Origin of the sequence: Sediminicoccus sp. BL-A-41-H5 (assembly GCF_050632405.1) — a bacterium.
In the GTDB taxonomy this organism is placed as follows: domain Bacteria; phylum Pseudomonadota; class Alphaproteobacteria; order Acetobacterales; family Acetobacteraceae; genus Roseococcus.
The window spans coordinates 990,453-1,014,334 of record NZ_CP192601.1; the positions used below are offsets into that span (position 1 = coordinate 990,453).

Sequence of the window (23,882 nt, forward strand, 5' to 3'; positions counted from 1 at the left end):
CGCAACTGGAGCCATGATGCGCCGCAACGCCCCTCCCCCACCTTGATCGGGATCAACCGGCCGCTGAGCCCGGCGCCAGCCCGCGCAGGAATGTCGCGCGCTGGCCTGCACCCGCCATCAGGAACACATGGTCCGAACCGCCCAGGATGAAGCGCGCGCCAAGCGCGATGTAGTCGCGCGCCACCACCTCGTCATACACACCCCCCATGCCCAGCACCTTGCCGTGCCGCGCACAGGCCGCCGCCACGCTCGCGTAAGCCGCGCGCACGCGAGGGTGGCCGATCTGCCCGGGGATGCCCATGGTGGCGGTGAGGTCGCTCGTGCCGAACATCAGCACGTCCACGCCCGGGATGGCGGCGATGGCGTCGGCGTTCGCCACGCTCTCCTCCGTCTCCACCATGCAGGCGATCAGCACCTGCTCGTTGCTCTCGCGCTGCGCCGTCGCCGCATCGGGCGCCTGGAAGCCGTAGAGGATGGGCGGGCCGCCCCAGCTGCGCATGCCCAGCGGCGGAAAGCGGAAGGCCTCCACCACCCGCTTCGCCTCGGCCACCGTGTCCACATGCGGGACGACGACGCCCATGGCGCCATTGTCGAGGCAGCGCGTGCCCTCGAAGAGCGCGTCCTTGCAGCAGCGCACGATGGGCGTGCAGCCCTGGCCGAGTGCGGCCATGGAGATCTGCGCCGCGTCATCCACGCTCATCGCGCCGTGCTCCATGTCGATGAAGAGCCAGTCGAAGCCTGTGGCCGCCCCGAGCGCGCCGACCGCCGAGCCGCGCAGATGATGGACGCCGAAGCCGATGGCGAGACCGCCCTCGGCCAGGCGCTGCTTGGCGAGATTTTTCACGATGGGCATGGATGACCTCCCTTGGGTTTGCGCCCAGCGCATCACGCGGGGTGCCGGGGGTCAACCAGCGCTCACCGGGCGGCGATGCCCACGATCTCCACCTTCGCGTCGCGCGGCAGGCGCGCCGCCTGCACCGTGGCGCGGGCCGGCGGATTGGTCGGGAAATAGGTGGCATAGACCGCGTTCATCCGCGCGAATTCGTTCAGATCCGCCATGAAGACGGTGGTGCTGACGATGTCGCTCATGCGGAAGCCGGCCGCCTCCACCACGGCCTTGAGGTTGTCCAGCACGCGGCGGGTCTCGGCCTCGATGCTGCGATCGGCGATCATCTGGTTGGTCGCCGGGTCGAGCGCGATCTGGCCCGCGAGATAGAGCGTGTTCCCCACCCGCAGCGCCTGGCTGCAGGGGCCGATGGCCGCGGGGGAATTGGGCGTCGAGATCACCTGCGGCTGCGCCAGCGCGGGGCTGGCGAGGGCGAGAAGCACAAGGCCGGCGCGGATCAGCATGGCGGTCTCCGTGGCGGGGCTGCCAGCCTAGGGACATCCGCGCCCGCGATTCAACGCCTGATCAGCGCCTCCAGCGTCTCCAGCCGGTCCGCCTCGGCCGCGGGCTTGTCACGGCGGATGCGGGCGATGCGCGGGAAGCGCAGCGCCACGCCGGATTTGTGGCGCGGCGAGTATTGCGCGGCGTCGAACTCCACCTCCAGCACCAGGGCCTTTTCCACCTCCCGCACCGGGCCGAAGCGGGCCGTGGTGTGGTCGCGGATCCATTTGTCGAGGAAGGCGAGCTCGGCATCGGTGTAGCCGGAATAGGCCTTGCCGATGGGCACGAGCTCATCCCCGCGCCAGAGGCCAAAGGTGTAGTCGGAATAGAAGCTGCTGCGCTTGCCGTGGCCCCGCTGCGCATACATCAGCACCGCGTCCACGTTCAGCGGATCGCGCTTCCATTTCCACCAGGGGCCCTTCACGCGGCCGGGCGAATAGACGCTGTCGCCGCGCTTGAGCATCAGCCCCTCGATGGAGGCGGCGCGGGTGCCGGCGCGGATCTCGGCCAACTCCTCCATCGTGCCGAAGCCGATGAGCGGGGAGAGGTCCATGCGGCTCGGCGCTTCGCGCGCGAACCAGGATTCAAGCCGCGCGCGGCGTTCATCGAAGGGCAGCGCGCGCAAATCCGTCTCGCCCTCGAACAGCAGGTCATAGAGGCGCACATGCGCGGGGTGGTCGCGCAGCATCTTCGCCGTGACGCTCTTGCGGTTCAGGCGCTGCTGCAGATCGCCGAAGGGGGCGACCTCACCCTCCCGCATCACCAGCAACTCCCCATCGGCCACGCCGTGGAAGCGCATCGCCGCGAGGATCTCGGGGAAGGCAGCGGAGATATCCTCGCCCGAGCGGGACCAGATGCGCGCCCCGCCGGGCCCCGCCGTGAGCTGCACGCGGATGCCGTCCCATTTCCACTCGGCGCGCCAATCGGGCGCATGGAGCTTGGCGAAATCCGCCTCCTCCAGCGGATGCGCCAGCATAAGGGGGCGAAACACAGGCGCGCCATTCGGGTCGGGCCGCGGCCCCTGCCCTTCCAGCCAGGCGAAAAGCGGCAGGTAGGGTGGTGCGACGCCATGCCAGACCTCCTCGATCTCGCCTAGTTCGACGCTGGCCCATTCCGCCAGCGCCGCCTTGGCGAGCCGCGCCGAGGCGCCGACGCGCAAGCCACCGGTGATGAGCTTGATCAGCGCGAGCCGCGCGCCGGACTCCAGCGAATCCAGCCATGCGGCGATGAGGCCGGGCAGCGCGGCCTTCGGCGCCGTCTCCAGCGTCTGGATCACCTCGGCCAGGCCCGGCGGCGGCGCGTTGCGACGGTCGCCCTCCGGCCAGAGCAGCGCGATGGTTTCGGCAAGATCGCCCACGTAGTCGTAGCTCAGCGCAAACAGCGTCGCGTCCGTGCGCTCGGCGATGAGTTCGCGCAGCAGCGCGGGCTTGGCGGTGCGCAGGCTGAGTTCGCCCGCCAATGCGGCGAGGCCGATGCCGCGATCCGGGTCGGGCTGGCCCGCGAACCATTGCCGCAGCAGCGCCAGCTTGCCGTTGCGCCCGGGCGTGAAGAGCAGCCGCTCCAGCAGCTCCGCGAAGGCTTCGAGGCTGCCGCTCATTCCTCTTCTCCCTCGCCGCGGCCCACCAGGTGCAGCGCGCGGCCTCGGATGCCACGGCTTGCGAGCGCATGGATCAGCGCCTCCTCCCGCCCATGCGTCACCCAGACCTCGCCGGCTTCCACCTCGGTGCAGGTGGCGAGCAATTCGGGCCAATCGGCATGGTCGCTGATCACCATGGGCAGCTCCACGCCGCCCTGCCGGGCGCGCTGCCGCACGCGCATCCAGCCCGAGGCGAGACAGGGGATGGGATCCGAGAGCCGCCGCGCCCAGCGATCGGCGATGGCGGAGGGGGGCGCCAGGACGATGGCGCCGGCCAGGCGCTCCTTCCCCGCCACCGTGGCCTGTGTGAGGGGCCCGAGCGGCACGCCCAATTCCTCATAGAGCGTGCAGAGCTTCATCAGCGCGCCATGCAGCGGAATGGGCGCATCCCACCCGGCTTCGCGCAGCAGCGAGATCAGCCGCTGCGCCTTGCCGAGCGCATAGCAGCCGATGACATGCGTGCGGCCGGGGAAGAGCGCGACGGAGCGCAGCAGCCGCGCGATCTCCTGCCCCGCGGGCGGGTGGGTGAAGACGGGCAGAGCGAAGGTCGCCTCGGTGACGAAGACGTCGCAGCGCTCTGGTTCGAAGGGCGCGCAGGTCGCGTCAGGACGGCGCTTGTAGTCGCCGCTGACCACGGCGCGGGAGCCCTGCCATTCCAGGCACACCTGCGCCGAGCCCAGCACATGCCCGGCCGGGCGCAGCCAGAGCTTCACGCCGTTGATGCCGAGCACCTCGCCATAGGGGAGCGCCTGCTGCGTGGCGCCGGCGCGATCCTCGCCCATGCGGGCGCGCATGATGGCCAGCGTCTCCTTGGTGGCGAGGACATGGGTGTGGCCGGGGCGCGCATGGTCGCTATGGCCATGGGTGATGACCGCGCGCTCCACCGGCCGCACCGGGTCCACGAAGAAGCCGCCCGGCTCGCAGAACAGGCCATCGGGCGTCACGCGCAGCCAGGTTTCGGGATGGGGGGGCATTCGGACTTCACCTCGGGAGATCCACCCCATATAGCTGGGGTGCCGTGAGAACAATGCCAGAACTCTTCACGCGCTGGTTCGCCGGGCGCGGCTGGGCGCCCAGGGCGCATCAGCTCGACATGCTGGAAGCCGCGCGCGCGGGGCATTCCGCCCTGCTGATCGCGCCGACCGGCGGCGGCAAGACGCTGGCGGGCTTCCTGCCCTCGCTCATCGCCTTGCATGAGAACCCGCGCGAGGGTCTGCACACGCTCTACATCTCGCCGCTCAAGGCCCTGGCGGTGGATATCGCGCGCAACCTGGAGGCGCCCATCGCCGAGATGGGCCTGCCCATCCGCGTCGAGACCCGCACGGGCGACACGCCCGCCAATCGCCGCGCCCGGCAGCGCGCCACACCGCCGCATATCCTGCTGACCACGCCGGAGAGCCTGACGCTGCTGCTCTCGCTGCCCGATGCGGGCGAGATCTTCGGCAGCCTCGCCGCCATCGTGGTGGATGAGGCGCATGCGCTGGCCGGCACCAAGCGCGGCGACCAGTTATGCCTCTGCCTCTCGCGCCTCGCCACGCTGGCCCCGGATGCGCGGCGCGTCGGCCTCTCCGCCACGGTGAACCACCCCGAGGCGCTGCGCGCCTGGCTCTCGCCCACCGCGCGGGCCGAGGATGTGGCGCTCATCCGCGCGGCCGGCGGCGCGCCGCCGCAGTTGGGCGTGCAGTTGCCGGAAGGCCGCCTGCCCTGGGGTGGGCATATGGGCCTCGATTCCGCGCCCGAGATCCTGGCCCGCATCGCGGCGGCGCGCGTCACCATCGTCTTCGTGAACACCCGCGCCCAGGCCGAGCTGATCTTCGCCGCGCTGTGGAAGATCAACGAGGATTCGCTCCCCATCGCCGTGCATCACGGCAGCCTCACGGTCGAGCAGCGCCGCAAGGTCGAGGCGGCGATGGCGGCCGGCAAGCTGCGCGGCGTGGTCGCCACCTCCTCGCTCGACCTCGGCATTGACTGGGGCGATGTGGACCAGGTGATCCAGGTGGGCGCGCCCAAGGGCGTCTCCCGCCTGCTGCAGCGCGTGGGCCGCGCCAATCACCGGATGGATGAGGCGAGTGCGGCCATGCTCGTCCCCGCCAACCGCTTCGAGGTGATCGAATGCGCGGCCGCGCTGGAGAGCATCGCCGCAGGCGAGCTGGATGGCGAGGAACCGCGCCCCGGCGGGCTCGACGTGCTGGCGCAGCATATCCTCGCCATGGCCTGCCATGCGCCCTTCCGGCCGGATGACCTCTACGCCGAAGTCACCCGCGCCGGCGCCTATGCCGAACTCAGCCGCCGCGATTTCGACGATGTGCTGCGCTTCGTCGAGGATGGCGGCTATGCGCTCGCCAATTACGAGCGCTGGCGGCGGCTCTTCCGCGATTCCGAGGGCCTCGTCCATGTGCGCGGCACGGCCGTGGCCCGCCAATTGCGCCTGAACCTGGGCACGATCGTCGAACTCCCGCTCATGAAGGTGAAGCTGCGCGGCGGGCCCATCCTGGGCGAGGTGGAGGAATGGTTCATCTCCACCCTCTCACCGGGCGATACCTTCCGCTTCGCCGGCCAGGTCCTCTGCTATGAGGGCATCTCGGGTGTGACGGCCGAGGTCTCGCGCGGCGGCGGACGGGAGCCGCGCGTGCCCACCTATGGCGGTGCCCGCATGCCGCTCTCCACACACCTCGCGGACCGCGTGCGCGGCATCCTGAGCGACCCCACCCACTGGGCCATGCTGCCCGAGAGCGTGCGCGAATGGCTCGGCATGCAGCGCTTGCGCAGCGAATTGCCGAGCGCCGACGGCCTGCTGGTCGAGACCTTCCCGCGCGGCGGGCGCTGGTATCTGGTGGCATATTGCTTTGAGGGGCGCCTCGCGCACCAGACGCTCGGCATGCTCGCGACCCGGCGCATGGAGCGGCTGGGCTGGGCGCCGCTCGGCTTCGTCGCGACCGATTATATCCTCGCCTGCTGGACCGCCTTCGAGCCGGGCGACCCCGCGGAACTCTTCATCGAGGATCTGCTGGGCGAGGATCTGGAAGATTGGATGGCGGAAAGCTCCATGCTCCGCCGCACCTTCCGCAACATCGCCACCATCGCGGGCCTGCTCGAGAAGCACCATCCGGGGCAGGAGAAGAACCGCCGCCAGATGAGCGTCAGTTCCGACCTCATCTACGACGTGCTGCGCAAGCATGAGCCCGACCATATCCTGCTCCGCGCCACCCGGGCCGAGGCCGCGCATGGCCTGACGGACATCCGCCGCATCGGCGCCATGCTGGCCCGCGCCAAGGGCCGCATCCGCCACCGCGGGCTCGACCAGGTCTCGCCACTCGCCGTGCCGGTCATGCTGGAGATCGGCCGCGAATGGGTGGCGGGCGATGCGCAGGAGGCGCTGCTGGCCGAGGCCGCGGCGCTGGTCGAGGAAGCGACGGGCGGGCTTGAGAGCTTCGAGGAACCGCTGTTCGAAGCCGGCGAGCCGCCGCCCGAGCCGCGCCCCCGCCGCCCGCGCGAGCGAAGGCGGCGTTAGGGCAGCCCCGGCGCGCGCATCCGGAGCAGCGCCATGCGCGTCACCACCGCACCCGAGACGGTGACGAGAACGGCCAGCAGAACCTCCTCCCGCTCGATCACCGCGCTGCGCCACTCGAGCCAGGAGGCGAGGAGGAAGCTCCAGATCAGCGCCACCTCGCCATAGAAGCCGGTCTTGAGGTTGGGCACGTCGCCACCGCCGCGGATGATGTCGCGGATGATGCCGCCACCCGCCCCGGTGATGGCGCCGAGCAGCGGCCCCCAGAGCCAGAGCGGCCCCGGCGTGCCGACCGCGACGGCGACGCCCACCACGCTGAAGGTGCCAAGCCCGATCGCGTCCGCGAGGTCGAAGAGGCGCTCGCGCCAGGCTCGCCCGAGGCTGGGGGGCGCGAGGCGCGGCAGGGCGGCCGCCACCCGCCCCACCGCATAGGCCAGCAGCACGGTGCCCAGCACCAGCTGCAGATAGACCGGGCTGCTCATCACGCCGATCGGATGCCGGCCCACCAGCAGGTCGCGCAGCACGCCGCCGCCGACGGCCGTCGTCGCGGCCAGGATCAGCGCGCCGAACAGGCTGTAGCGCCCGGACCGCGCCGCGAGATAGCCGGCCAGCGCGCCCGCCAGCGTGCCGATCACCTCCAGCACGAAGAACCAGCGCGAATTGAGCGTGAGGCCCAGCAGCACGGGCGCACGGAAGCGCACGGCGATCTTGTCGAGCGTGCCATCGGCGCGCAGCGCGGCGATGGCGGCGTCGAAGGCGACCACCGTCGCTTCGGGCACCTCCCGGCTGAACATGAGGTGCAGCGGGATGAAGAGACGCAGATGGCGGTTCTCCTCCACCGCGCGCGGGGCGGCGCTGGCGGCGACCAGGGCGGCCGCGCTCAGCCGCTCCGCCAGGAAGCCGTCAATCTCGCCCGCCAGCAGAAGGCGCAGGTTGGCGGCGTCATCGCCACTGCGCCGCACCCGCGCGCCCCGCGCGGGATCGGCCAGCCAGGCGTCCAGCGCCGCGTCGCCATAGGAATAGCCGGCGATGACGCCGATGCGGAACTCCGAGTTGCGCAGATGCGCGAGCAGGCCCGGCGCGTCGAAGGCGCTGGGCGGCGCCCCGCCCTCTCGCCGCTGGATCAGCACGTTCACATCCTGGCGATAGGCGCGGCTCATGCGCCCCGCAGCGGCGCGCTCCGGCGTCCAGGCGATGCCGGAAGCGAGGTCCCGGCGGCCGGTGGCCACCTCCTCCATCAGCTCGGTATAGGGCACCCGGGTGAAGGCGAGGCCCTGGCCCGCGTGGCGCGCGACGGCACGCACCATCTCGATGTCGAGCCCGGTCAGGCCGGAGGGCCCCTCCTTCTGGAAGGGTGCCTCGGCATACCAGCCGATGCGGAGCGGGGGCTGCTCCTGCGCCCGTCCCGGGGCCCAGGCGAGACAGAAGCAGAGAGCCAGAAGCCAAAGCCGTTGCAACACGCGCCAATCCGCTCCGATGCGTTCCAGGTCATGGTGATGGCGAAGCGCCGGTTCAGGCAAGCGGCAATACCCGGCCGGCGATGCCGCCTTCACCCGGCTTCCCCCTGCCCGTTCAAGCCCTCGGGATGGATGGATCGCGGCCGGGCGCGATTCCGCGGCGGCCGATCATGCTCTATGAGACGGGCGCCATGCCCCGCCGGAACGCCCCATGATCGCTGCCCCCCTGCACCTCGCGGGCGAACGCCTGATGCTGTGTCCCAGCGGGGTCGCCCTCTGGCCGGCGGCACGCACGCTGATCGTGGCCGACCTGCATTTCGAGAAGGGCAGCGCCCAGGCCATGCGCGGCCACCCCGTGCCGCCCTATGACACGCGGGAGACGCTGGAGCGCCTGGGCGTCAGCCTGCGCCGCTACGCGCCCCGCCGCGTGATCGTGCTCGGCGATGCGCTGCATGATGACGGCGCGCTGGCCCGCATGGCACCCACCGACCGCGCGACGCTCGCGCGCCTGCTCTCACCGCTGGAGGTGCTCTGGATCGCGGGCAATCACGACCCCGCGCCGCAGCCGGAACTGCCTGGGACCTGCGTACCGGAATGGAAGGAAGGGCGGCTGCATTTCCGGCACATCGGCGGCACCGCTCCCCTGCCCCGGCACGAAGCCGAGCTGAGCGGCCACTACCATCCGAAGGCGACGCTGCCGACCCGCGCCGGGGGCATCACGCGCCCCTGTTTCCTTGCCAGCGGGCAGCGGCTGGTGCTGCCGGCCTTCGGCGCCTTCACCGGCGGGCTCGATGTCCTCGATCCCGCGATGGCGGGGCTGACGCGGGGCGCGCAGCGCGTTTTCCTGCTGGGGCGGGAGAGACTGCACAGCGCCGCTTTCGAGGCGCTGCGCCAGTCCTTCGCCACCAGCGTCGCGGCCGCTACTGGAGCAGCGGCTCGCTGATCGGCAGGACGATGCCGTTGCTGCAGATGATCTCCCGCGCGCCCAGCGTGATGGGCGAGAGGGGGATGTTGATGCCGCCCACGCCGAAGCCGCTGTCGCCCACGATCCGCGCCTGGACGACATTGCCCTGGCCGCCGATGAACTCGACCTGGTTGCCGTTGCGGGTGCGCACCTGGGTGGTGCGGCCCAGCATCATCTCCATGGGGTAGCGCCCCTCGATGATGTGCATGTTGCCGAAGGCGAGCAGACGCACGCGGTCGGGGTCCTGGCGCTGCGGTCCCGAGCCGCCGGTGCTGGGGTCCAGCATCTCCCGCAGGGAATTCGGCATGCGCGCCATGGCCGCGTTGTCGGGCGCGAGCACGGTATAGGGGCCCGCGCCGCGCAGCGTCTCGACCAGGCCGGCGCGCGAGAGCATCTCGATGAAGTTGTCGTAGTTGCCGGCGGCGGCCAGCGTATCCACGACATTGGTGGGCTGGACGATACCCAGCACGACGCCCTGGGCGAAGAGCGGGGCGGGCAGAAGGGCGGCGGCGCCAAGCAGGAAGAAGCGGCGTTGGGGCATGTGGAGTCCTCCGGGACGGGTTGTCCGAATACCCCGTGGGAACGCCCCAATCCGCGGCCCGGTTGCAGCCGGCCCCCGGAAAGCGTCAGCGCGGCTGTTGGCCGAAGCCGTAGAGCGCGGCCGGGTTGTCCACCAGGATGCGATGGCGCGCGGCCTCATCCGGCACCCAGTCGAAGAGCCAGTCGAGCAGCAGCCCGTCATCCAGCATCTGCGCGGGTGTGGCGAATTGCGTGTGCGGCCAGTCGGTGCCCCAGACGCAGCGCTCGGGCGCCGCATCCACGAAGCGGCGCGCGATGGGCGTGAGGTCGGCATAGGGGGCGCGGCTCGCGCGGTAGCCGCAGAGCTTCACATGCACGCGCCCGGTCTCGATCAGCCGGAGCGCGGCCGCGAGATGCGCGCCATACGGCCCATGGGCGGCATCCACGCCGGCCATGTGGTCCAGCACCAGCGGCACCGGCAGCGCGGCGAGGCGCGGGGCGAGTGCCGCCAGCACATCGCCCTTCATGTAGAGCTGGATGTGCCAGCCGAGATCGGCCACGCGGCGCGCCAGCGATTCCAGCTGCTCGACCGGCGTGCCATTGCCGCTGACGGCGTTGAACCGCACGCCGACGGCCCCCGCATCGGCCATGCGCCGCAATTCGGCCGCGGGCGCCGCGTCATCCACAACGACGATGGCCCGCGCGTTGTCGAGGCCGAATTGCGCCACGGCATCCAGCGTCACGGCATTGTCGGTGCCATAGACGCTGGCCTGCACCACGACGCGGCGGGAGAGGCCGAGCGTGTTGGCCATGTCGAGGTAGTGGCCGATCAGCGCGGGCGGCGGCGTATAGGGCCGCGTGGCGCTCAGGGGCCAGCGGTCATAGGGACCGAAGATGTGGAAATGGCTGTCGCAGCTGCCCTCGGGCGCGCGCTGCCGGGGCGGGTTCGTCACGGCGTTCGCGGGGGCGCAGGTGTAGCTGAGTTCCATGGGGTGAGATTGCGGGCATCGCGCGGCCGGCGCAATCTGCGCCCACATCATTCAGGGAGAGACGCGATGAGCAAGGTGGCGGTGGTGACGGGGGCGAGCACGGGGATCGGGCGCGCCGTGGCTCTGGGCCTGCTGAAGGCGGGCTACCGCGTGGCGCTGGCCGCGCGCCGCCAGGATGCGCTGGATGAGACGGCCCAGATGGCCGGCGCCAATTCCGGCAACGCCCTGCCCATGGCGACCGACGTTGCCTCGCCCGATGGCGTGAACGCGCTGTTTGCCGCGCTCAAGGCCAAGTGGGGCCGCTGCGACCTGCTGTTCAACAATGCCGGCATGGGCGTGCAGGGCTACCTGCTGGAGGACCTGCCCGTGGAGAAGTGGCTGGAGGTGGTGAATGTGAACCTGACCGGCAGCTTCATGTGCGCGCAGCAGGCCTTCCGCATGATGAAGGAGCAGACGCCGCAGGGCGGGCGCATCATCAACAATGGCTCGATCAGCGCGCATACGCCGCGGCCGGACAGCGTGGCCTATACGGCGACGAAGCACGCCATCACGGGCCTGACCAAGTCGCTCATCCTGGACGGGCGCAAGTACAACATCTGCGCCGGTCAGATCGACATCGGCAATGCGGCGACGAACATGACGGCGCGCATGCAAAAGGGCGTGAAGCAGCCCAATGGCGAGATGATGGTGGAAGCCACGATGGATGTGCAGAACGTGGCCAATGCCGTGCTGTTCATGGACAGCGTGACGCCCGAGGCGAATGTGCCCTTCCTGACGGTGAAGGCCTCGCTCATGCCGTGGGAAGGGCGGGGTTGAGCAGAGAGAAAAGAGGCCTCCGGCGGCTGGGGCCGAGAGGCCCCAGACCCCAGGCGTTCGGTCCGGAGCCGAGCTGACAGGAGCGGCGCCGCCCCAAGGATCGGGGTCCGGGGCCTCCCGGCCCCGGCCGCGGGAGGCCCTTTTCTCAGCCCGTCGCCAGCGCCACGCGGATCGCGCTCAGCGCCTCATCCACCTTGTCGCCATCGGGGCCACCGGCCTGGGCCATGTCGGGCCGGCCGCCGCCGCCCTTGCCGCCGACCGCCGCCGAGGCCGCGCGCACCAGCGCCACGGCATCGGCCCGGCCCTTGGCCACCTCGCCCACGCCGACCACGATGCTGGCCTTGCCCTCGGCGCCCGAGACCAGCGCCACCACATCGGCGGCGCCGCCCTTCAGGATGGCCTCGGCCATGCCCTTCAGCTCCTTGGCCGGCATGTCGCCCAGGTTCTTCAGCGCGAGGCGCAGCCCGGCCACCGTCTCCACCTCGACCCCCGAGGTCGCCATCTTCTTGCGCGTCTCGGTCAGGTCGCGCTCGAGCTGGCGGCGATCCTCCATCAGCGCGGCCACGCGCGCGGGCAGGTCGGCCGGGCTCACCTTCAGCACGGCGGCAGCCTCGCGCAGCAGGCGCGCCTCGGTCTCCATCGCGGCATAGGCGGCAGCCCCCGTCACCGCCTCGATGCGGCGGACGCCGGCCGCGACCGCACCCTCGGAGACCAGGCGGAACATGCCGATATCGCCCGTGCGCTTCACATGCGTGCCGCCGCAGAGCTCGATGGAGTAATGGCCCGCGCGGTCCGTCGCCGCCGGGTCATGCCCCATGGCGACGACGCGGACCTCCTCGCCATATTTCTCGCCGAAGAGCGCCATGGCACCCTCGGCCACCGCGGCGTCGGGCGTCATCAGGCGCGTCGTGACCTCGGCATTCTCGCGGATGCGGGCATTCACCTCGGCCTCGACCCAGGCGAGGTCCTCGGCCGCGATGGGCGTGGGCTGCGAGACGTCGAAGCGCAGGCGCTCGGGCGCGACGAGCGAGCCCTTCTGCGCGACATGCGTGCCGAGGCGCCGGCGCAGCGCCTCATGCAGCAGATGCGTCGCCGAATGGTGCGCGCGGATCGCGCCGCGGCGCGTGTGGTCCACCTCGGCGATCACCGCCTGGCCCACGCTGACATCGCCCTTCTCCACCACGCCCAGATGCACGAAGAGGTCGCCCAGCTTCTTCTGCGTGTCGCGGATGCGGATCACGGCATCGCCCACGCGGATCACGCCGCCATCGCCCTGCTGGCCGCCACTTTCGCCATAGAAGGGCGTCTGGTTCAGGATGACGGAAACCTCGCGCCCCTGGGCCACGCTGTTCACCGAGGCGCCGTCGGCGACGATCGCGACGATGCTGCCCTCGGCGCTCTCGGTCGAGTAGCCGAGGAATTCCGTGGCGCCGAGCTTCTCCTTCAGGTCGAACCAGAGCGTCTCGGTCGCCGCCTCGCCCGAGCCGGCCCAGGCGGCGCGGGCGCGCTTCTTCTGCTCGGCCATGGCGGCGTCGAAGCCCGCCACGTCCACGGCGCGGCCCTCGGCGCGCAGCGCGTCCTGCGTCAGGTCCAGTGGGAAGCCGTAGGTGTCATAGAGACGGAAGGCCACGTCGCCCGGCAGCGCTTCCTTCTCGCCGAGCTTGGCCTTCTCGGCCTCCAGCAGGCCGAGGCCGCGGTCCAGCAGGGTGCGGAAGCGCGTCTCCTCCAACTTGAAGGTCTCGGTGATGAGCGAGGCGGCGCGGCTGAGTTCCGGGTAGGCCGCCGCCATCTGCCGCTCCAGCGCGGGGAAGAGGCGGTGCAGCAGGGGCTCCGCCGCGCCCATCATGTGCGCGTGGCGCATGGCGCGGCGCAGGATCCGGCGCAGCACATAGCCGCGGCCCTCGTTCGAGGGGAGCACGCCGTCCGCGATCAGGAAGGAGCCGGCCCGCAGGTGGTCCGCCACCACGCGGTGGCTGGCGCGGAACGGGCCGTCCGGCTCCTGGCCCGTGAGCTGCGCGGATTCGAGGATGATCGCGCGGAAGGTGTCGGTGTCGTAGTTGTCGTGCTTGCCCTGGAGGATGGCGGCGAAGCGCTCCAGCCCCATGCCGGTGTCGATCGAGGGGCGCGGCAGCGGGTTCCGGGTGCCTTTCGGCTCCTCCAGGAACTGCATGAAGACCAGGTTCCAGATCTCGATGAAGCGGTCGCCATCCTGGTCGTCGCTGCCCGGCGGGCCGCCCGGGATCTTGTCACCATGGTCGAAGAAGATCTCCGAGCACGGGCCGCAGGGGCCGGTGTCGCCCATGCGCCAGAAATTGTCGTCGGTGTTGATCCGGATGATGCGGCTGTCGGGCAGGCCCGCGATCTTCTTCCAGTAGCCCGCGGCCTGTTCGTCCTCGGAGTAGACCGTGACCAGCAGGCGGTCCTTGGGCAGGGCGAAATCCTTGGTGATCAGCGTCCAGGCGTGCTCGATCGCCTGTTCCTTGAAATAGTCGCCGAAGGAGAAATTCCCCAGCATCTCGAAGAAGGTATGGTGGCGCGCGGTGTAGCCGACATTGTCGAGGTCATTGTGCTTGCCGCCGGCGCGCACGCATTTCTGCGCCGTGGTGGCGGTCACGTAGTCGCGCTTCTCCTGCCCGGTGAAGACGTTCTTGAACTGCACCATGCCGGAATTGGCGAACATGAGCGTGGGATCATTCCGGGGGACGAGCGGGCTGCTCTCCACCACGCGATGGCCGTTGCGCGCGAAATAGCCGAGGAAGGTCGCGCGGATGTCGTTGCTGCTGCTCATGAAGGGCGCCCAAATGACTGAGGGCGTGGAATTACCCCGGCCGGGCAGCCGCCTCAATAGGCCGGCGTCGCCTCCGTCACCGAGACATGGGCGGAAACCACCTTCCAACCCACATCCGGGAAGCGCACCCAGGTCTGCGTCTGGCGCGCCGGCAGGTCGCCGCGGCCGCGCATCTTGAAGATCAGGTTCACCACCGCGAAGTCGCGCCCGAGCGTCAGGATGTCGAGGCGCAGGCGCTCCAGCTTGATGCCGGGCCCGGGCGGGCGGCGCACGCGATGGGCTTGGATCTCGTCGAAGCCGAAGCCGTTCTCATGGATGGCCAGCCTGCGCGTGTGCGGCGAATTCCAGAAGGTGTCGTCCAGCACCTCGACATCCTTGGAGATCAGCGCGGCCTCATAGCGCTCGAATTTCTCGCGGATTTCCTCGACGACTTCCGGGATATTGGGGGTCATGCGGCGTTCTCCAAAGCAAGGGCGGTGCGGATCAGCAGCGCATCGGCGCCACGGGCGGCGATCAGCGAGAGGCCGACGGGCCGCCCCTCCACCGTGGCGCCGGGGATGTTGAGCTGCGGATGGCCGGCCAGGCCGCCCTGGGCGCAGAGGCAGAGGATCTGGTCCCGCAGCGGCATGAGCTCACCGAGCGGCAGCCCGGCCCTGGGCGCCGGAAAGGGCGTGGTGGGGAGGGCCAGCACGGTGCCGGGCGGCAGCAGATGCCGCATGCGGCCGCGCACCTCCTGCCGCATCAGCGCAGCCCAGCCGCGATCCGCCTCGCTCGACATCGCCCCCAGCACGAGGCCCTTGGCGACGGAGAAGGCGAAGCGCGGATTGTCGCGTTCCACCCATTCGCGAAAGGTTTCCCAGGCCTCGACCGGCTGCAGCACGCGCTGGGCGCGACCCCAGACGGAGAGGCCGGGCGGGGCCATCAGGTCGAAGCGGGTGTCCGGGATAATGGCCTTCAGGCGCCGTACCATGGGCTCCAGCGCCGCCGCCGTCGCGGGTTCGGCGAAGCCGAAGGCGTCGGTGGCGATGACGAGGCGGGTCGGCAGCGCCTCCGGGACAGACTCGCCCAGCAGCACCTCGGAGACGCGGGCGAAGGTCTTGGCGTCGCGCGCGAACCAGCCCGTGGTGTCCGAACTCGGCGCCTGGGGCAGCATGCCGGTCAGGTCCAGCCGCCCATGCGTCGGCCGGATGCCGTAGAGCCCGCAGAAGCTCGCCGGCACACGGACCGATCCACCGGTATCCGTGCCCAGCGCCGTGTCGCAGATCCCCTGCGCCACCGCGCTGGCCGAGCCGGAGGAGGAGCCGCCCGGCACATGACCGGGGGCGGCGGGGTTGAGCGGCGTGCCCTCGAAGGCGTTCTCGCCCAGGATGCCGAGCGAGACCTCATCCGTGATGGTCTTGCCGACCAGCGTCGCACCCGCGTCGAGCAGCGTCTGCACCGCCCAGGCATGCCGCGTGGGGATGGGGTTCTGCCGCGCCCAATCAGGATTGCCGCCGCCGGTGGGCGTGCCCGCCACATCGAACAGATCCTTCGCCGCGAAGGTCAGGCCCGCGAGCGGGCCGCCCGGCCGGCCCTCGATGCGGATCGAGCTTCCAGGGACGAAGGGAGATGTCATGCGGCGCGCTCCAGGCGATGGAGCGCGCAGCTTGGCCGCGCGCAGCGCGCTTGGCTACTCGTCGTCACCCTCGCCGTCGGGGGCCACCATCATCGCACCCGCCACCGTCGCGGCCTGGCCGCGGATGCGCTTCTCGATGCTGTCGGCCATGGCGGGATTGTCGCGCAGATACTGCTTCGCGTTCTCGCGTCCCTGGCCGATGCGCTGGCCATCGCAGCTGAACCAGGCGCCCGACTTCTCGACCACGCCGGCCTTCACGCCGAGGTCGATCAACTCGCCCACCTTGCTGATGCCCTCGCCATACATGATGTCGAACTCGACCTGCCGGAAGGGCGGGGCCATCTTGTTCTTCACCACCTTCACGCGGGTCTGGTTGCCCGTCGTCTCCTCGCGCTCCTTGATCGCGCCGATGCGGCGGATCTCGAGCCGGCAGGAGGCGTAGAACTTCAGCGCATTGCCGCCGGTCGTGGTCTCGGGGTTGCCGAACATCACGCCGATCTTCAGGCGGATCTGGTTCAGGAAGATCATCAGCGTGTTGGAGCGGCTGACCGTGCCGGTCAGCTTGCGCAGCGCCTGGGACATGAGGCGCGCATGCAGGCCGACATGGGTGTCGCCCATCTCGCCCTCCAGCTCGGCCTTGGGCACGAGAGCCGCAACGCTGTCCACCACCAGAACGTCGATCGCGCCCGAGCGCACCAGCGTATCGGCGATCTCGAGCGCCTGCTCGCCGCCATCGGGCTGGCTGATCAGCAGATTCTCCACATCCACGCCGAGCTTGCGGGCGTAGCCGGGGTCGAGCGCGTGCTCGGCGTCAATGAAGGCGCAGGTGCCGCCCTTCTTCTGGGCCTCGGCGATGGCGTGCAGCGCGAGCGTCGTCTTGCCCGAGGATTCCGGGCCGTAGATCTCGATGATGCGGCCCTTGGGGAAGCCCCCGATGCCCAAGGCAAGATCCAGCCCAAGCGAGCCGGAGGAGATCACCTCGATCCCCTCCATGGCGCTCTTGCTGCCCATCCGCATGATGGAGCCCTTGCCGAACGCCCGTTCGATCTGGCTCAGCGCGGCGTCGAGCGCCTTTCCCTTTTCCATATTGGAGATCCTCTACAACCCTTGCCGGGTCAGATTACACGCAATGCCCGCACCGCCCACCCGATTCAAATTATGAATCCGGACGGCGGCTCGGGTTCGTGTTCTATTAATGTTCCATATCGCGCCGCGTTGCAAGGGGGAGGAAAGCGCCCGCCACCGCCATTTTCAGCGTGTCGGGCGTATAGGGCTTGGCGAGGAAGCGGAACCCCTCCTGCGCCAGGTCGGAATCCACCACCGCGGCCGAATAGCCGGAGAGCAGCAGCACGGGCACATCGGGCATCAGCCGCCGCGCGGCGCGCGCCAGCGTCAGCCCGTCCATCCCGGGCATGGCGACGTCGGTCGCGATCAGGCAGGGCTTCAGCCCTTCCTCCAGCCGCTCCAGCGCCTCCTCGCCATCCAACGCCTGCACCACCTCGAAGCCGGCCTGTTGCAGGCAGAGGCAGGCCACGCGCAGCAGCGAGGGCTCGTCATCCACCAGCAGCACAGGCCCGACGGGCACAGCCACCGGAATCGGGCGGGGCGGGGGCGGCGGCGCATCGGCCGGGCCCTCGTGGCGCGGCAGCAGGATGCGGAAGGTGGTGCCCTGGCCCGGCGCGCTCTCCACCTCCATCTGGCCGCCGAGCTGGCCGATGATGCCCTGCACGGTGGCGAGGCCGAGCCCGGTGCCGCCCGCTTCCAGCTTGGTGGTGAAGAAGGGCTCGAAGATGTGGGGCAGCAATTCGGCCGCGATGCCGGGGCCGTTATCCGTGACTTCCACCATGGCGTAGCGCCCGGCCGGCAGGGCCAGGCTGTCCAGCACCAGCCGCCGCCCGGTGGCGATCCGCAGCCGCCCCTCCCCCTTCATGGCGTCGCGCGCATTCACCACGAGGTTCAGCAGCACCTGGTCCCATTGCGAGGGGTCCACGCGGATGCGGCGCGAGGGTTCCTCCAGGTCCAGCATCAGCTCGATGCGGGCGCCCAGCAGGCGCGGCAGCATGACGGCCAGCGCGCGGATCGAATCGTTCAGGTCCAGCACACGGGGCGCCATCACCTGCTGCCGCGCGAAGGCGAGCAGCTGCTTCACCAGGGCCGAGCCGCGCTCGGCCGCCGCCTCGATCGCCTCCAGCTCGGTCATGGCGGCCATGCCCGGGGCCACGTGCCGGAGCGAGCCCGCCGCGCCCAGGATCACCGAGAGCAGGTTGTTGAAATCATGCGCGATACCGCCGGCGAGCCGGCCCAGGATCTCAAGCCGCGCGCCGAGGCCGGGCGCCACGCCCTCCAGCAGCAGCAGCGCGCCGCTGCCGGAACTCAGCGGCACGAGGCGCAGCAGGCCGACCGAGGCGATCTCCACCAGGGGCGGCGACTGGCCGGCGAGCGCGGCGCGGATCGCTCCCTCCGCCGCGGGAAAGAGGCGCGCGGCGATTTCTCCCGGGCGGATCAGCACGGCGCCGCCCAGCGCGCCGCGCATCGCCGCATTGGCCAGCACCACCCGGCCGCCGATATCCAGCAGGGCCGCGGGTTGCGGCATGGCAGTCACCAGCGCCTCGGCCGTGGGGGGCACGCGCGTCACGGCCTGCCCTTCAGCCGCATGACATAGGCGATGATGCGCGCCGCCGCGTCCCAATGCTCGGCCGGGATCTCCTCCTCCAGCTCGACGCGATAGAGCGCGCGGGCGAGCGGCGGATCCGCCATCACCGGCACGCCCGCCTGGCGCGCGACCTCGCGGATTCGGGCTGCCATCTCATCCACCCCCTTCGCCACCACGCGCGGCGCCGCCGCCTGCCCGGACTCATAGGCCAAAGCTACGGCATAATGCGTGGGATTGGTGATGACGACGGTGGCGCGCGGCACGGCGGCCATCATGCGCCGCCGACCCGCCGCCTCGCGCAGCTGGCGCAGGCGGCCCTTGATGAGCGGGTCGCCCTCACTTTCCTTCATCTCGTCCTTCAGCTCCTGGCGGGACATGCGAAGGCGTTCGAGGTGGCGGAAGCGCACCAGGATCACGTCCAGGATGACGAGCAGCGCGAAGGCGGCGAGGGTCGCGCCCAGCAGGCGCAGCACGCCCCATCCCGCCGCGCCGAACATCGCGGCCGGCGGCGCGCTGAGCAGCGCGGCCAGCGCCGGCAGGTCCGCCGCGACATACCAGATGGCCGCGGCCACGATGATGATCTTGATCAGCGTGCGCGCGAATTCCAGCAGCCCCTCCGGCCCCAGGATGCGCGTGACACCGGCGATGGGCGAGATCTTGGAGAGGGTCGGCGCCATGGAGGTGGCCGAGATTACGCCGCGCGTCTGCACGAGGGTGGCGATGACGGCACCCGCCGCCGCCGCCGCCGCGACCGGCCAGGCCAGTTGCAGGAATAGGCCTAGCCATTCGCGCGCCACCAGCCCCACGCCCAGTTCATGCGCGCGGCCGAGCGTGCCACGCATCGTGGCCGCCACCTCCGCCACCTGGCCGGGCAGCAGGATCGCGGCGAGGAGCGTGGTGGCAAGCAGCGTGGCAAAGCCCACCGCCTCGCGCGAGAGGGCGATATTGCCCTGCTGCGCCGCCTGGTCGAGCCGCTTCTGGGTGGGTGGCTCGGTCTTTTCGGCGCTGCTGTCGTCCTCATTCTCCTCGGCCATGGCTCAGCCCCCCGGCAGCCGCTGGAAGCCTTGCACCATGGCGCCCTGCCAGACGGCGAGGATGGCGGGCAGCAACAGGATGATGAGCAGGAAGCCGCCCAGAATCTGCACCGGGGCGGCGACCACGAAGACCTGCGCCTGCGGGGCGAGGCGCGCGATCAGGCCGAGCCCGGCATTGAACAGGATCGCCGCCAGCACGAAGGGCGCGGCCAGCTGCAGGGCGAGTGCGAGGCTGTCCGCCGCCTTGCGCGCCAGCGTCTCGGCCGCGGCGCCACCGGGCAGGCCCATCCCCGCCGGCAGCACGGCATAGCTCTCGACCAGCGCGCGCAGCGGGATTTCGTAGAGGCCGGTGGCCAGCACCAGCGCCGCGGTGGCGAGCGCGAACATGCGCGCCAGCGCGGTGGCCGAGGCGCCCAGCACCATATCCCCCTGCAAGGGCGAGGCGAGGCCGATGAGCAGCGCCACCACCTGCCCCGCCTGGGCCAGCGCCATGGCGAGGAAGCGCGCCAGCAGCCCGATCCAGAGGCCGATGCCGATCTCGGCCAGCAGCAGGAAGGCGAGGCCCGGAACATCGCCCGGCATGGCGGGCAGGCCGGGCGAGACCACCGGCAGCAGCACCAGCACGAGGCCGAGCGCCAGCGCGAGGCGCAGCGTCGCCGGTACCTCCGCCTCGCCCAGGCCAGGCAGCAGCATGGCGGCCGCCCCCAGGCGGCAGAGCAGCAGCACGGCGTGGAAGGCGAGGCCGGGCAGCGCCTCCAGCAGCGCGGCGTCGGCTGGCGTCACGGCAGGCCGCCCAGCGCGATCACCTGGTCGAAGAGGCGGATGGACCAGGCCTGCATCAGCCCCGTCATCCAGGGCCCCATGACCAGCAGAAGCCCGCCGATGGCGGCGAGCTTGGGCAGGAAGGCAAGTGTCGCCTCCTGGATCTGCGTCAGCGCCTGCAACAGCGAGACGGCCAGGCCGATGGCCAGCACCAGCAGCAGGGGCGGCCCCGCCAGCTGCAGGCTGACCCAGAGCGCCTCGCGCATCGCCATCGCGACAGGTTGTTCGAGCATGCGGCCCCGCCTCCTGCGGGTGCGCGCCGCCAGCGGGAAAGCGGCCCCGCTAGATCGGCATGCGCATCACGTCCTGATAGGCGCTGATCACGCGGTCGCGCACCGCGGTCGCGGTCTGCAAGGCGATTTCGGCGCGCGAGACGGCGAGCACGACATCGGTGACGCTGCCCTCGCCCGTCAGCGCGCGGGCCGAGGCGGCATCCGCCCCCTGCCCCACATCGATGGCACGCTGCGCGGCGCGGGTCAGCGCCTCGCCGAAGCCGGCGCCCTGGGCGAGCGCCTCAGCACCCCCCATGGCGGCGCGATAGGCGGCGGCCGCACCCCCGATGGCGAGGCTGGGCGCCGCGATGACCGGGGCGGCCATCAGCGCAGCGTCTCGATGGCGCGCAGCAGCATGCCGCGCGTCGTCTCCAGCACGGCCAGATTGGCCGAGTAGCTGCGATTGGCCTCGCGCATGTCCATGTTCTCCACCAGGCTGTCCACGTTGGGGGTCTTCACATAGCCGCGCGCATCGGCGGCCGGGTGGCCGGGGTCGAAGCGCTCGGGGAAGTCGCGCTGGTCGCGGCCGATGCGGGAGACGCGCAGGGTCTCGGCGCCCAGGTTCCGGTCAAGGCGGTTCGCGAAGGTCACCGTCTTGCGGCGATAGGGGTCAGCGCCGGGCGACTGGCCGGTGCTGTCGCGATTGGCGATGTTCTCGGCCACCACGCGCAGCCGCGTGGATTGCGCCGCCATGCCGGCGGCCGAGATGGAAAGGGCGCGATCAAGGTCCATCATCTGTCTCCTGCGTCGGTGGTGTGGGGCATCAGCGGCCGAGCGTCATGCGGAACAGGCCGATGTATTTGCGGTGCAGGCCCATCGCCAGCGCATGCGCCTGGTCGGTCTCGGCGATGCGGACCGCCTGCTCATCGAGCGAGACGGCATTGCCATTGGGCGTGCGCTCGCTCACGCGGCGCGCCTCGGCGGCGAGGCTCGCCATGCGCGCGGGCACGAGGTGGCGCGCATCCGTCGTGACCAGCCCGGCGGTGGCATGGCTGCGCGCCAGCACCGCCCGGAAGGGCACGGCATCGCTCGGCCGGAAGCCGGGCGTATCCGCATTGGCGACGTTGCGCGCCAGCAGCTTCTGGCGCGCATCGAGCCAGGCGAGGCGGCGCTCCGCAAGCGAGACGGGGGAATGGCCGATGACATCCATGGGCGCAGGCAACACCATCCGGGGTTAAGACTTCGTGAAGCGCGGCGCTGAGGAAGTCTTAACCTTCCGCCCCGCATCCTGCGCGCATGCCGAAGTCCCAGCGCCACGCCGAGACCCCGCCGCCCAGCTTCGAGATCGCGGCCATGCTCGCCGCGATCGAAAGCCTGCACGCGACGCTCACCATGGCCCGCGCCCTGGTGCTGGCCGGCCGCGAGGTGGATCTCGGCGGGCTCGACCGCGAGGCCGCGCGCCTCTGCGCCGCCGTCGCCTGCATGCCGGGCGATTCCGGCGAGGCGCTGCTGCCGCCGCTGCTGCGCCTCGCGGGCGAGGTGGAGGCGCTTTCCCTCTGCATGCCGCGGCCCTGAGACGCCCTTCCCTCCAGCGCCGGCAGGAGGCCGCGCCATGTCCCTCGAACCCGCTCTTCAGGCGCTCGCGGCACTCGCCGCCGTGCTGCTGCTGGCCTGGGGGGCCGCGCGCGTGGCACGGCGGCGCGGCCTGGTCACCACGCAGCCCGGGCGGCTTTCCATCCGTTCGGCGATCGGGATCGATGCGCGCCGCCGCCTCATCCTCGTCAGCTGTGACGGACGCGAGGCGCTGCTGCTCACCGGACCCTCCGGCGACCAGTTCCTCGGCTGGCTGCCGCCCGCGCCATGAGGTGGCTCCTCCTCCTCGCGCTGCTGCTGCCCCTGCTGCTGCCGGGCGCGGCGCTCGCGCAGTCCGTCTCGCTCGACCTGGGCGGCAGCCAGCCCGGCGCCACCGCGCGCCTCGTGCAGCTCACGGCGCTGATCGGCCTGCTCTCGCTCGCTCCCTCCATCCTGGTGATGGCCACCGCCTTCACGCGCATCGTCATCGTGCTGGCCCTGCTGCGGACCGCGATCGGCGCGCAGGGCGTGCCGCCCAACCCGGTGCTGATCGGCCTCGCCCTCTTCCTCTCCTTCTTCGTCATGCAGCCGGTGCTGGAGCTGGCCTGGACGCAGGGCGTCGTGCCGATGAACGAGGGCCGCCTCACCGAGATGGAGGGCCTCGCCGCCATGGCCGAGCCCTTTCGCAAGTTCATGGCCGCCAATGTGCGCGAGAGCGACCTCAACCTCTTCACCCAGCTGGCCCGCCTGCCGGCCACGACGCCCGATGCCGCGCCCTTCCGCACGCTGATGCCGGCCTTCCTGGTCACCGAACTCAAGCGTGCCTTCGAGATCGGCTTCCTGCTGTTCCTGCCCTTCCTGGTGATCGACATGGTGGTGGCCTCCATCCTCATGTCGCTCGGCATGATGATGCTGCCGCCCTCGGTGGTGGCGCTGCCCTTCAAGCTGATCTTCTTCGTGCTGGTGGATGGCTGGGCGCTGCTCTCCTCCAGCCTGGTGCAGGGTTTCGTGCTGCCTTGATGAATCGTCATGCGAGGGCGCTTGCCGTGGGCGGAGCGCCTGACCTAGCCTGGACGCAACATCGCTGAACGAAGGTTGAGGAGAAGAGCCGGTGAAGATCCTGGGCATGGCGTTGTCGTCGCTGTTGGTGGCCTCGATCAGCGGGGGCGCGTTGGCGCAGACCTCGCCGCCGCTGACCGAGCAGAACCTGGAGCGCGGCCTCGTCAATCTCGGCCTCATGGCCGGCCACGCCTTCCAGTGCATGCCCGAGGCCGACCGGCCCGCCGCCCAGGGGGCGCTGCTGGCCTTCAACAGCCTGCTGATCGCGCAGATGGGCTCCAACGCCGCCTTCCGCTTCGCCACCTCCTTCGGCGCCGGCTCCTCCCACGAGGTGGACCGCAGCTATTGCGAGCGCAGCCTGGCCGATTGGCGACGGCATGTGCAGCAGCACCGGCTGGATCGCTGACACCATGGCCCGGAGCATCCCGATGCGCATGATCCCCCTTGCCGCCGGCGCGCTCGCGCTCGGCCTTGTCTCGCTGCCGGCGGATGCCGGGCCCAAGCACGGCCTGCATCTCCAGGCGCCCGGCCCGCTGCCGGGCCTGGAACTGGTCTATTGGCGCGCGGGCGGCGTGACGCCGGGCGGCACCGCCTGGCATGCGGGCGGCAATCGCTGGGGCGGGGCCTACGCCTATGGCGGCGGCTATCACGGCTATGTCGCGGGCTATCACCCCTATCCGGCGACCGCCTGGCGCGCGCCGGTGGCGGTCGCGCCCTATTACGCCGCGCCCGCGGGCGGCTTCGCGGCCGGGGCGCTGGTGGGTGCGGCGGCCGGGGCGGCCGTGGGCACGGCAGCGGCCAGCGTCGCGAACTACAGCCAGCCACCGACCGTCATCAACAACTACTACTGA

26 protein-coding genes are annotated in these 23,882 nt (G+C 70.9%); 8 read left to right on the forward strand and 18 right to left on the reverse strand.

Annotated elements, in window-relative coordinates; all coding sequences use genetic code 11:
• Positions 1-52 precede the first annotated feature (52 nt).
• The 4 genes from ACQ860_RS04955 to ACQ860_RS04970 all read right to left on the reverse strand — a co-directional run bounded on the left by ACQ860_RS04955 (position 53) and on the right by ACQ860_RS04970 (position 3,997).
• Positions 53-853: an HpcH/HpaI aldolase family protein gene (locus ACQ860_RS04955; protein ID WP_431302303.1), complete on the reverse strand. Its 801-nt coding sequence runs from the start codon at positions 851-853 to the stop codon at positions 53-55.
• A gap of 62 nt (positions 854-915) precedes the next feature.
• Positions 916-1,350 (reverse strand): Rid family detoxifying hydrolase, encoded by a 435-nt coding sequence (locus ACQ860_RS04960; RefSeq protein ID WP_431302304.1) that lies wholly within the window; start codon positions 1,348-1,350, stop codon positions 916-918.
• A 50-nt stretch (positions 1,351-1,400) separates the two neighbouring features.
• Positions 1,401-2,984, reverse strand: a complete 1,584-nt coding sequence (locus ACQ860_RS04965) for a cisplatin damage response ATP-dependent DNA ligase (RefSeq protein WP_431302305.1) — start codon at positions 2,982-2,984, stop codon at positions 1,401-1,403.
• Positions 2,981-3,997, reverse strand: coding sequence for a ligase-associated DNA damage response exonuclease (locus ACQ860_RS04970; RefSeq protein WP_431302306.1), 1,017 nt, complete (start codon positions 3,995-3,997; stop codon positions 2,981-2,983). The genes ACQ860_RS04965 and ACQ860_RS04970 overlap by 4 nt, the downstream gene beginning before the upstream one ends.
• A gap of 53 nt (positions 3,998-4,050) precedes the next feature.
• On the opposite strand from ACQ860_RS04970, the gene ACQ860_RS04975 reads away from it, so the two are divergent.
• Positions 4,051-6,534, forward strand: a complete 2,484-nt coding sequence (locus ACQ860_RS04975) for a ligase-associated DNA damage response DEXH box helicase (protein WP_431302307.1) — start codon at positions 4,051-4,053, stop codon at positions 6,532-6,534.
• On the opposite strand, the gene ACQ860_RS04980 is transcribed toward ACQ860_RS04975, so the two are convergent.
• Positions 6,531-7,988, reverse strand: a complete 1,458-nt coding sequence (locus ACQ860_RS04980; RefSeq protein WP_431302308.1) for a TRIC cation channel family protein — start codon at positions 7,986-7,988, stop codon at positions 6,531-6,533. The two genes, ACQ860_RS04975 and ACQ860_RS04980, sit on opposite strands and share 4 nt — an antisense overlap.
• Positions 7,989-8,199: 211 nt before the next feature.
• Between ACQ860_RS04980 and pdeM the strand changes: the two genes are divergently transcribed.
• Positions 8,200-8,931, forward strand: coding sequence for a ligase-associated DNA damage response endonuclease PdeM (gene pdeM / locus ACQ860_RS04985; protein ID WP_431302309.1), 732 nt, complete (start codon positions 8,200-8,202; stop codon positions 8,929-8,931).
• Here the strand turns inward: pdeM and ACQ860_RS04990 are convergent.
• Both ACQ860_RS04990 and ACQ860_RS04995 read right to left on the reverse strand, forming a co-directional pair.
• On the reverse strand, positions 8,909-9,493 hold the full coding sequence (locus tag ACQ860_RS04990) for a fasciclin domain-containing protein (RefSeq protein ID WP_431302310.1): 585 nt from the start codon (positions 9,491-9,493) through the stop codon (positions 8,909-8,911). The genes pdeM and ACQ860_RS04990 overlap by 23 nt on opposite strands.
• An 85-nt stretch (positions 9,494-9,578) precedes the next feature.
• Positions 9,579-10,460: an amidohydrolase family protein gene (locus ACQ860_RS04995; RefSeq protein ID WP_431302311.1), complete on the reverse strand. Its 882-nt coding sequence runs from the start codon at positions 10,458-10,460 to the stop codon at positions 9,579-9,581.
• A 66-nt stretch (positions 10,461-10,526) separates the two neighbouring features.
• Between ACQ860_RS04995 and ACQ860_RS05000 the strand changes: the two genes are divergently transcribed.
• Positions 10,527-11,276, forward strand: a complete 750-nt coding sequence (locus ACQ860_RS05000) for an SDR family oxidoreductase (RefSeq protein ID WP_431302312.1) — start codon at positions 10,527-10,529, stop codon at positions 11,274-11,276.
• A gap of 145 nt (positions 11,277-11,421) precedes the next feature.
• Here the strand turns inward: ACQ860_RS05000 and alaS are convergent, their stop codons facing one another.
• From alaS to ACQ860_RS05055, 11 genes are all read right to left on the reverse strand, one after another.
• Positions 11,422-14,064 carry an alanine--tRNA ligase gene (alaS, locus tag ACQ860_RS05005; protein WP_431302313.1) on the reverse strand — a complete coding sequence of 881 codons (2,643 nt, stop codon included), beginning with the start codon at positions 14,062-14,064 and terminating at the stop codon, positions 11,422-11,424.
• A 53-nt stretch (positions 14,065-14,117) separates the two neighbouring features.
• Positions 14,118-14,516 (reverse strand): AtzH-like domain-containing protein, encoded by a 399-nt coding sequence (locus ACQ860_RS05010; protein ID WP_431302314.1) that lies wholly within the window; start codon positions 14,514-14,516, stop codon positions 14,118-14,120.
• Positions 14,513-15,679 (reverse strand): amidase, encoded by a 1,167-nt coding sequence (locus tag ACQ860_RS05015; RefSeq protein ID WP_431302315.1) that lies wholly within the window; start codon positions 15,677-15,679, stop codon positions 14,513-14,515. Before ACQ860_RS05015 ends, ACQ860_RS05010 begins: the two co-directional genes overlap by 4 nt.
• 54 nt (positions 15,680-15,733) lie before the next feature.
• Positions 15,734-16,765 carry a recombinase RecA gene (gene recA, locus ACQ860_RS05020; RefSeq protein ID WP_431302316.1) on the reverse strand — a complete coding sequence of 344 codons (1,032 nt, stop codon included), beginning with the start codon at positions 16,763-16,765 and terminating at the stop codon, positions 15,734-15,736.
• A gap of 106 nt (positions 16,766-16,871) precedes the next feature.
• Positions 16,872-18,314 carry an ATP-binding protein gene (locus tag ACQ860_RS05025; protein ID WP_431302317.1) on the reverse strand — a complete coding sequence of 481 codons (1,443 nt, stop codon included), beginning with the start codon at positions 18,312-18,314 and terminating at the stop codon, positions 16,872-16,874.
• Complete coding sequence (locus ACQ860_RS05030; RefSeq protein ID WP_431302318.1) at positions 18,311-19,366, reverse strand: EscU/YscU/HrcU family type III secretion system export apparatus switch protein; 1,056 nt, start codon at positions 19,364-19,366, stop codon at positions 18,311-18,313. The genes ACQ860_RS05025 and ACQ860_RS05030 overlap by 4 nt, the downstream gene beginning before the upstream one ends.
• 3 nt (positions 19,367-19,369) lie before the next feature.
• Positions 19,370-20,149, reverse strand: a complete 780-nt coding sequence (locus ACQ860_RS05035; protein ID WP_431302319.1) for a flagellar biosynthetic protein FliR — start codon at positions 20,147-20,149, stop codon at positions 19,370-19,372.
• The gene (locus tag ACQ860_RS05040) at positions 20,146-20,421 is read right to left on the reverse strand and encodes a flagellar biosynthetic protein FliQ (protein ID WP_431302320.1); all 276 of its coding nucleotides are present in this window, start codon (positions 20,419-20,421) and stop codon (positions 20,146-20,148) included. Before ACQ860_RS05040 ends, ACQ860_RS05035 begins: the two co-directional genes overlap by 4 nt.
• Before the next feature lie 49 nt (positions 20,422-20,470).
• Entirely contained in the window at positions 20,471-20,785 is a 315-nt protein-coding gene (locus ACQ860_RS05045) for a flagellar hook-basal body complex protein FliE (RefSeq protein WP_431302321.1), read from the reverse strand.
• On the reverse strand, positions 20,785-21,192 hold the full coding sequence (gene flgC / locus ACQ860_RS05050; protein WP_431302322.1) for a flagellar basal body rod protein FlgC: 408 nt from the start codon (positions 21,190-21,192) through the stop codon (positions 20,785-20,787). The genes ACQ860_RS05045 and flgC overlap by 1 nt, the downstream gene beginning before the upstream one ends.
• 31 nt (positions 21,193-21,223) lie before the next feature.
• Positions 21,224-21,610, reverse strand: a complete 387-nt coding sequence (locus ACQ860_RS05055) for a flagellar basal body protein (RefSeq protein WP_431302323.1) — start codon at positions 21,608-21,610, stop codon at positions 21,224-21,226.
• Positions 21,611-21,696: 86 nt separating this feature from the next.
• Between ACQ860_RS05055 and ACQ860_RS05060 the strand changes: the two genes are divergently transcribed.
• From ACQ860_RS05060 to ACQ860_RS05080, 5 genes are all read left to right on the forward strand, one after another.
• Positions 21,697-21,975, forward strand: a complete 279-nt coding sequence (locus tag ACQ860_RS05060; protein WP_431302324.1) for a hypothetical protein — start codon at positions 21,697-21,699, stop codon at positions 21,973-21,975.
• Between the two features lie 37 nt (positions 21,976-22,012).
• A complete protein-coding gene (locus ACQ860_RS05065; protein ID WP_431302325.1) occupies positions 22,013-22,264 on the forward strand; it encodes a hypothetical protein in 252 nt (83 codons plus the stop codon).
• The gene (fliP, locus tag ACQ860_RS05070; RefSeq protein ID WP_431302326.1) at positions 22,261-22,992 is read left to right on the forward strand and encodes a flagellar type III secretion system pore protein FliP; all 732 of its coding nucleotides are present in this window, start codon (positions 22,261-22,263) and stop codon (positions 22,990-22,992) included. Before ACQ860_RS05065 ends, fliP begins: the two co-directional genes overlap by 4 nt.
• A 91-nt stretch (positions 22,993-23,083) precedes the next feature.
• Positions 23,084-23,437, forward strand: coding sequence for a hypothetical protein (locus ACQ860_RS05075; protein ID WP_431302327.1), 354 nt, complete (start codon positions 23,084-23,086; stop codon positions 23,435-23,437).
• 28 nt (positions 23,438-23,465) lie between these two features.
• Positions 23,466-23,882, forward strand: coding sequence for a hypothetical protein (locus tag ACQ860_RS05080; protein WP_431302328.1), 417 nt, complete (start codon positions 23,466-23,468; stop codon positions 23,880-23,882).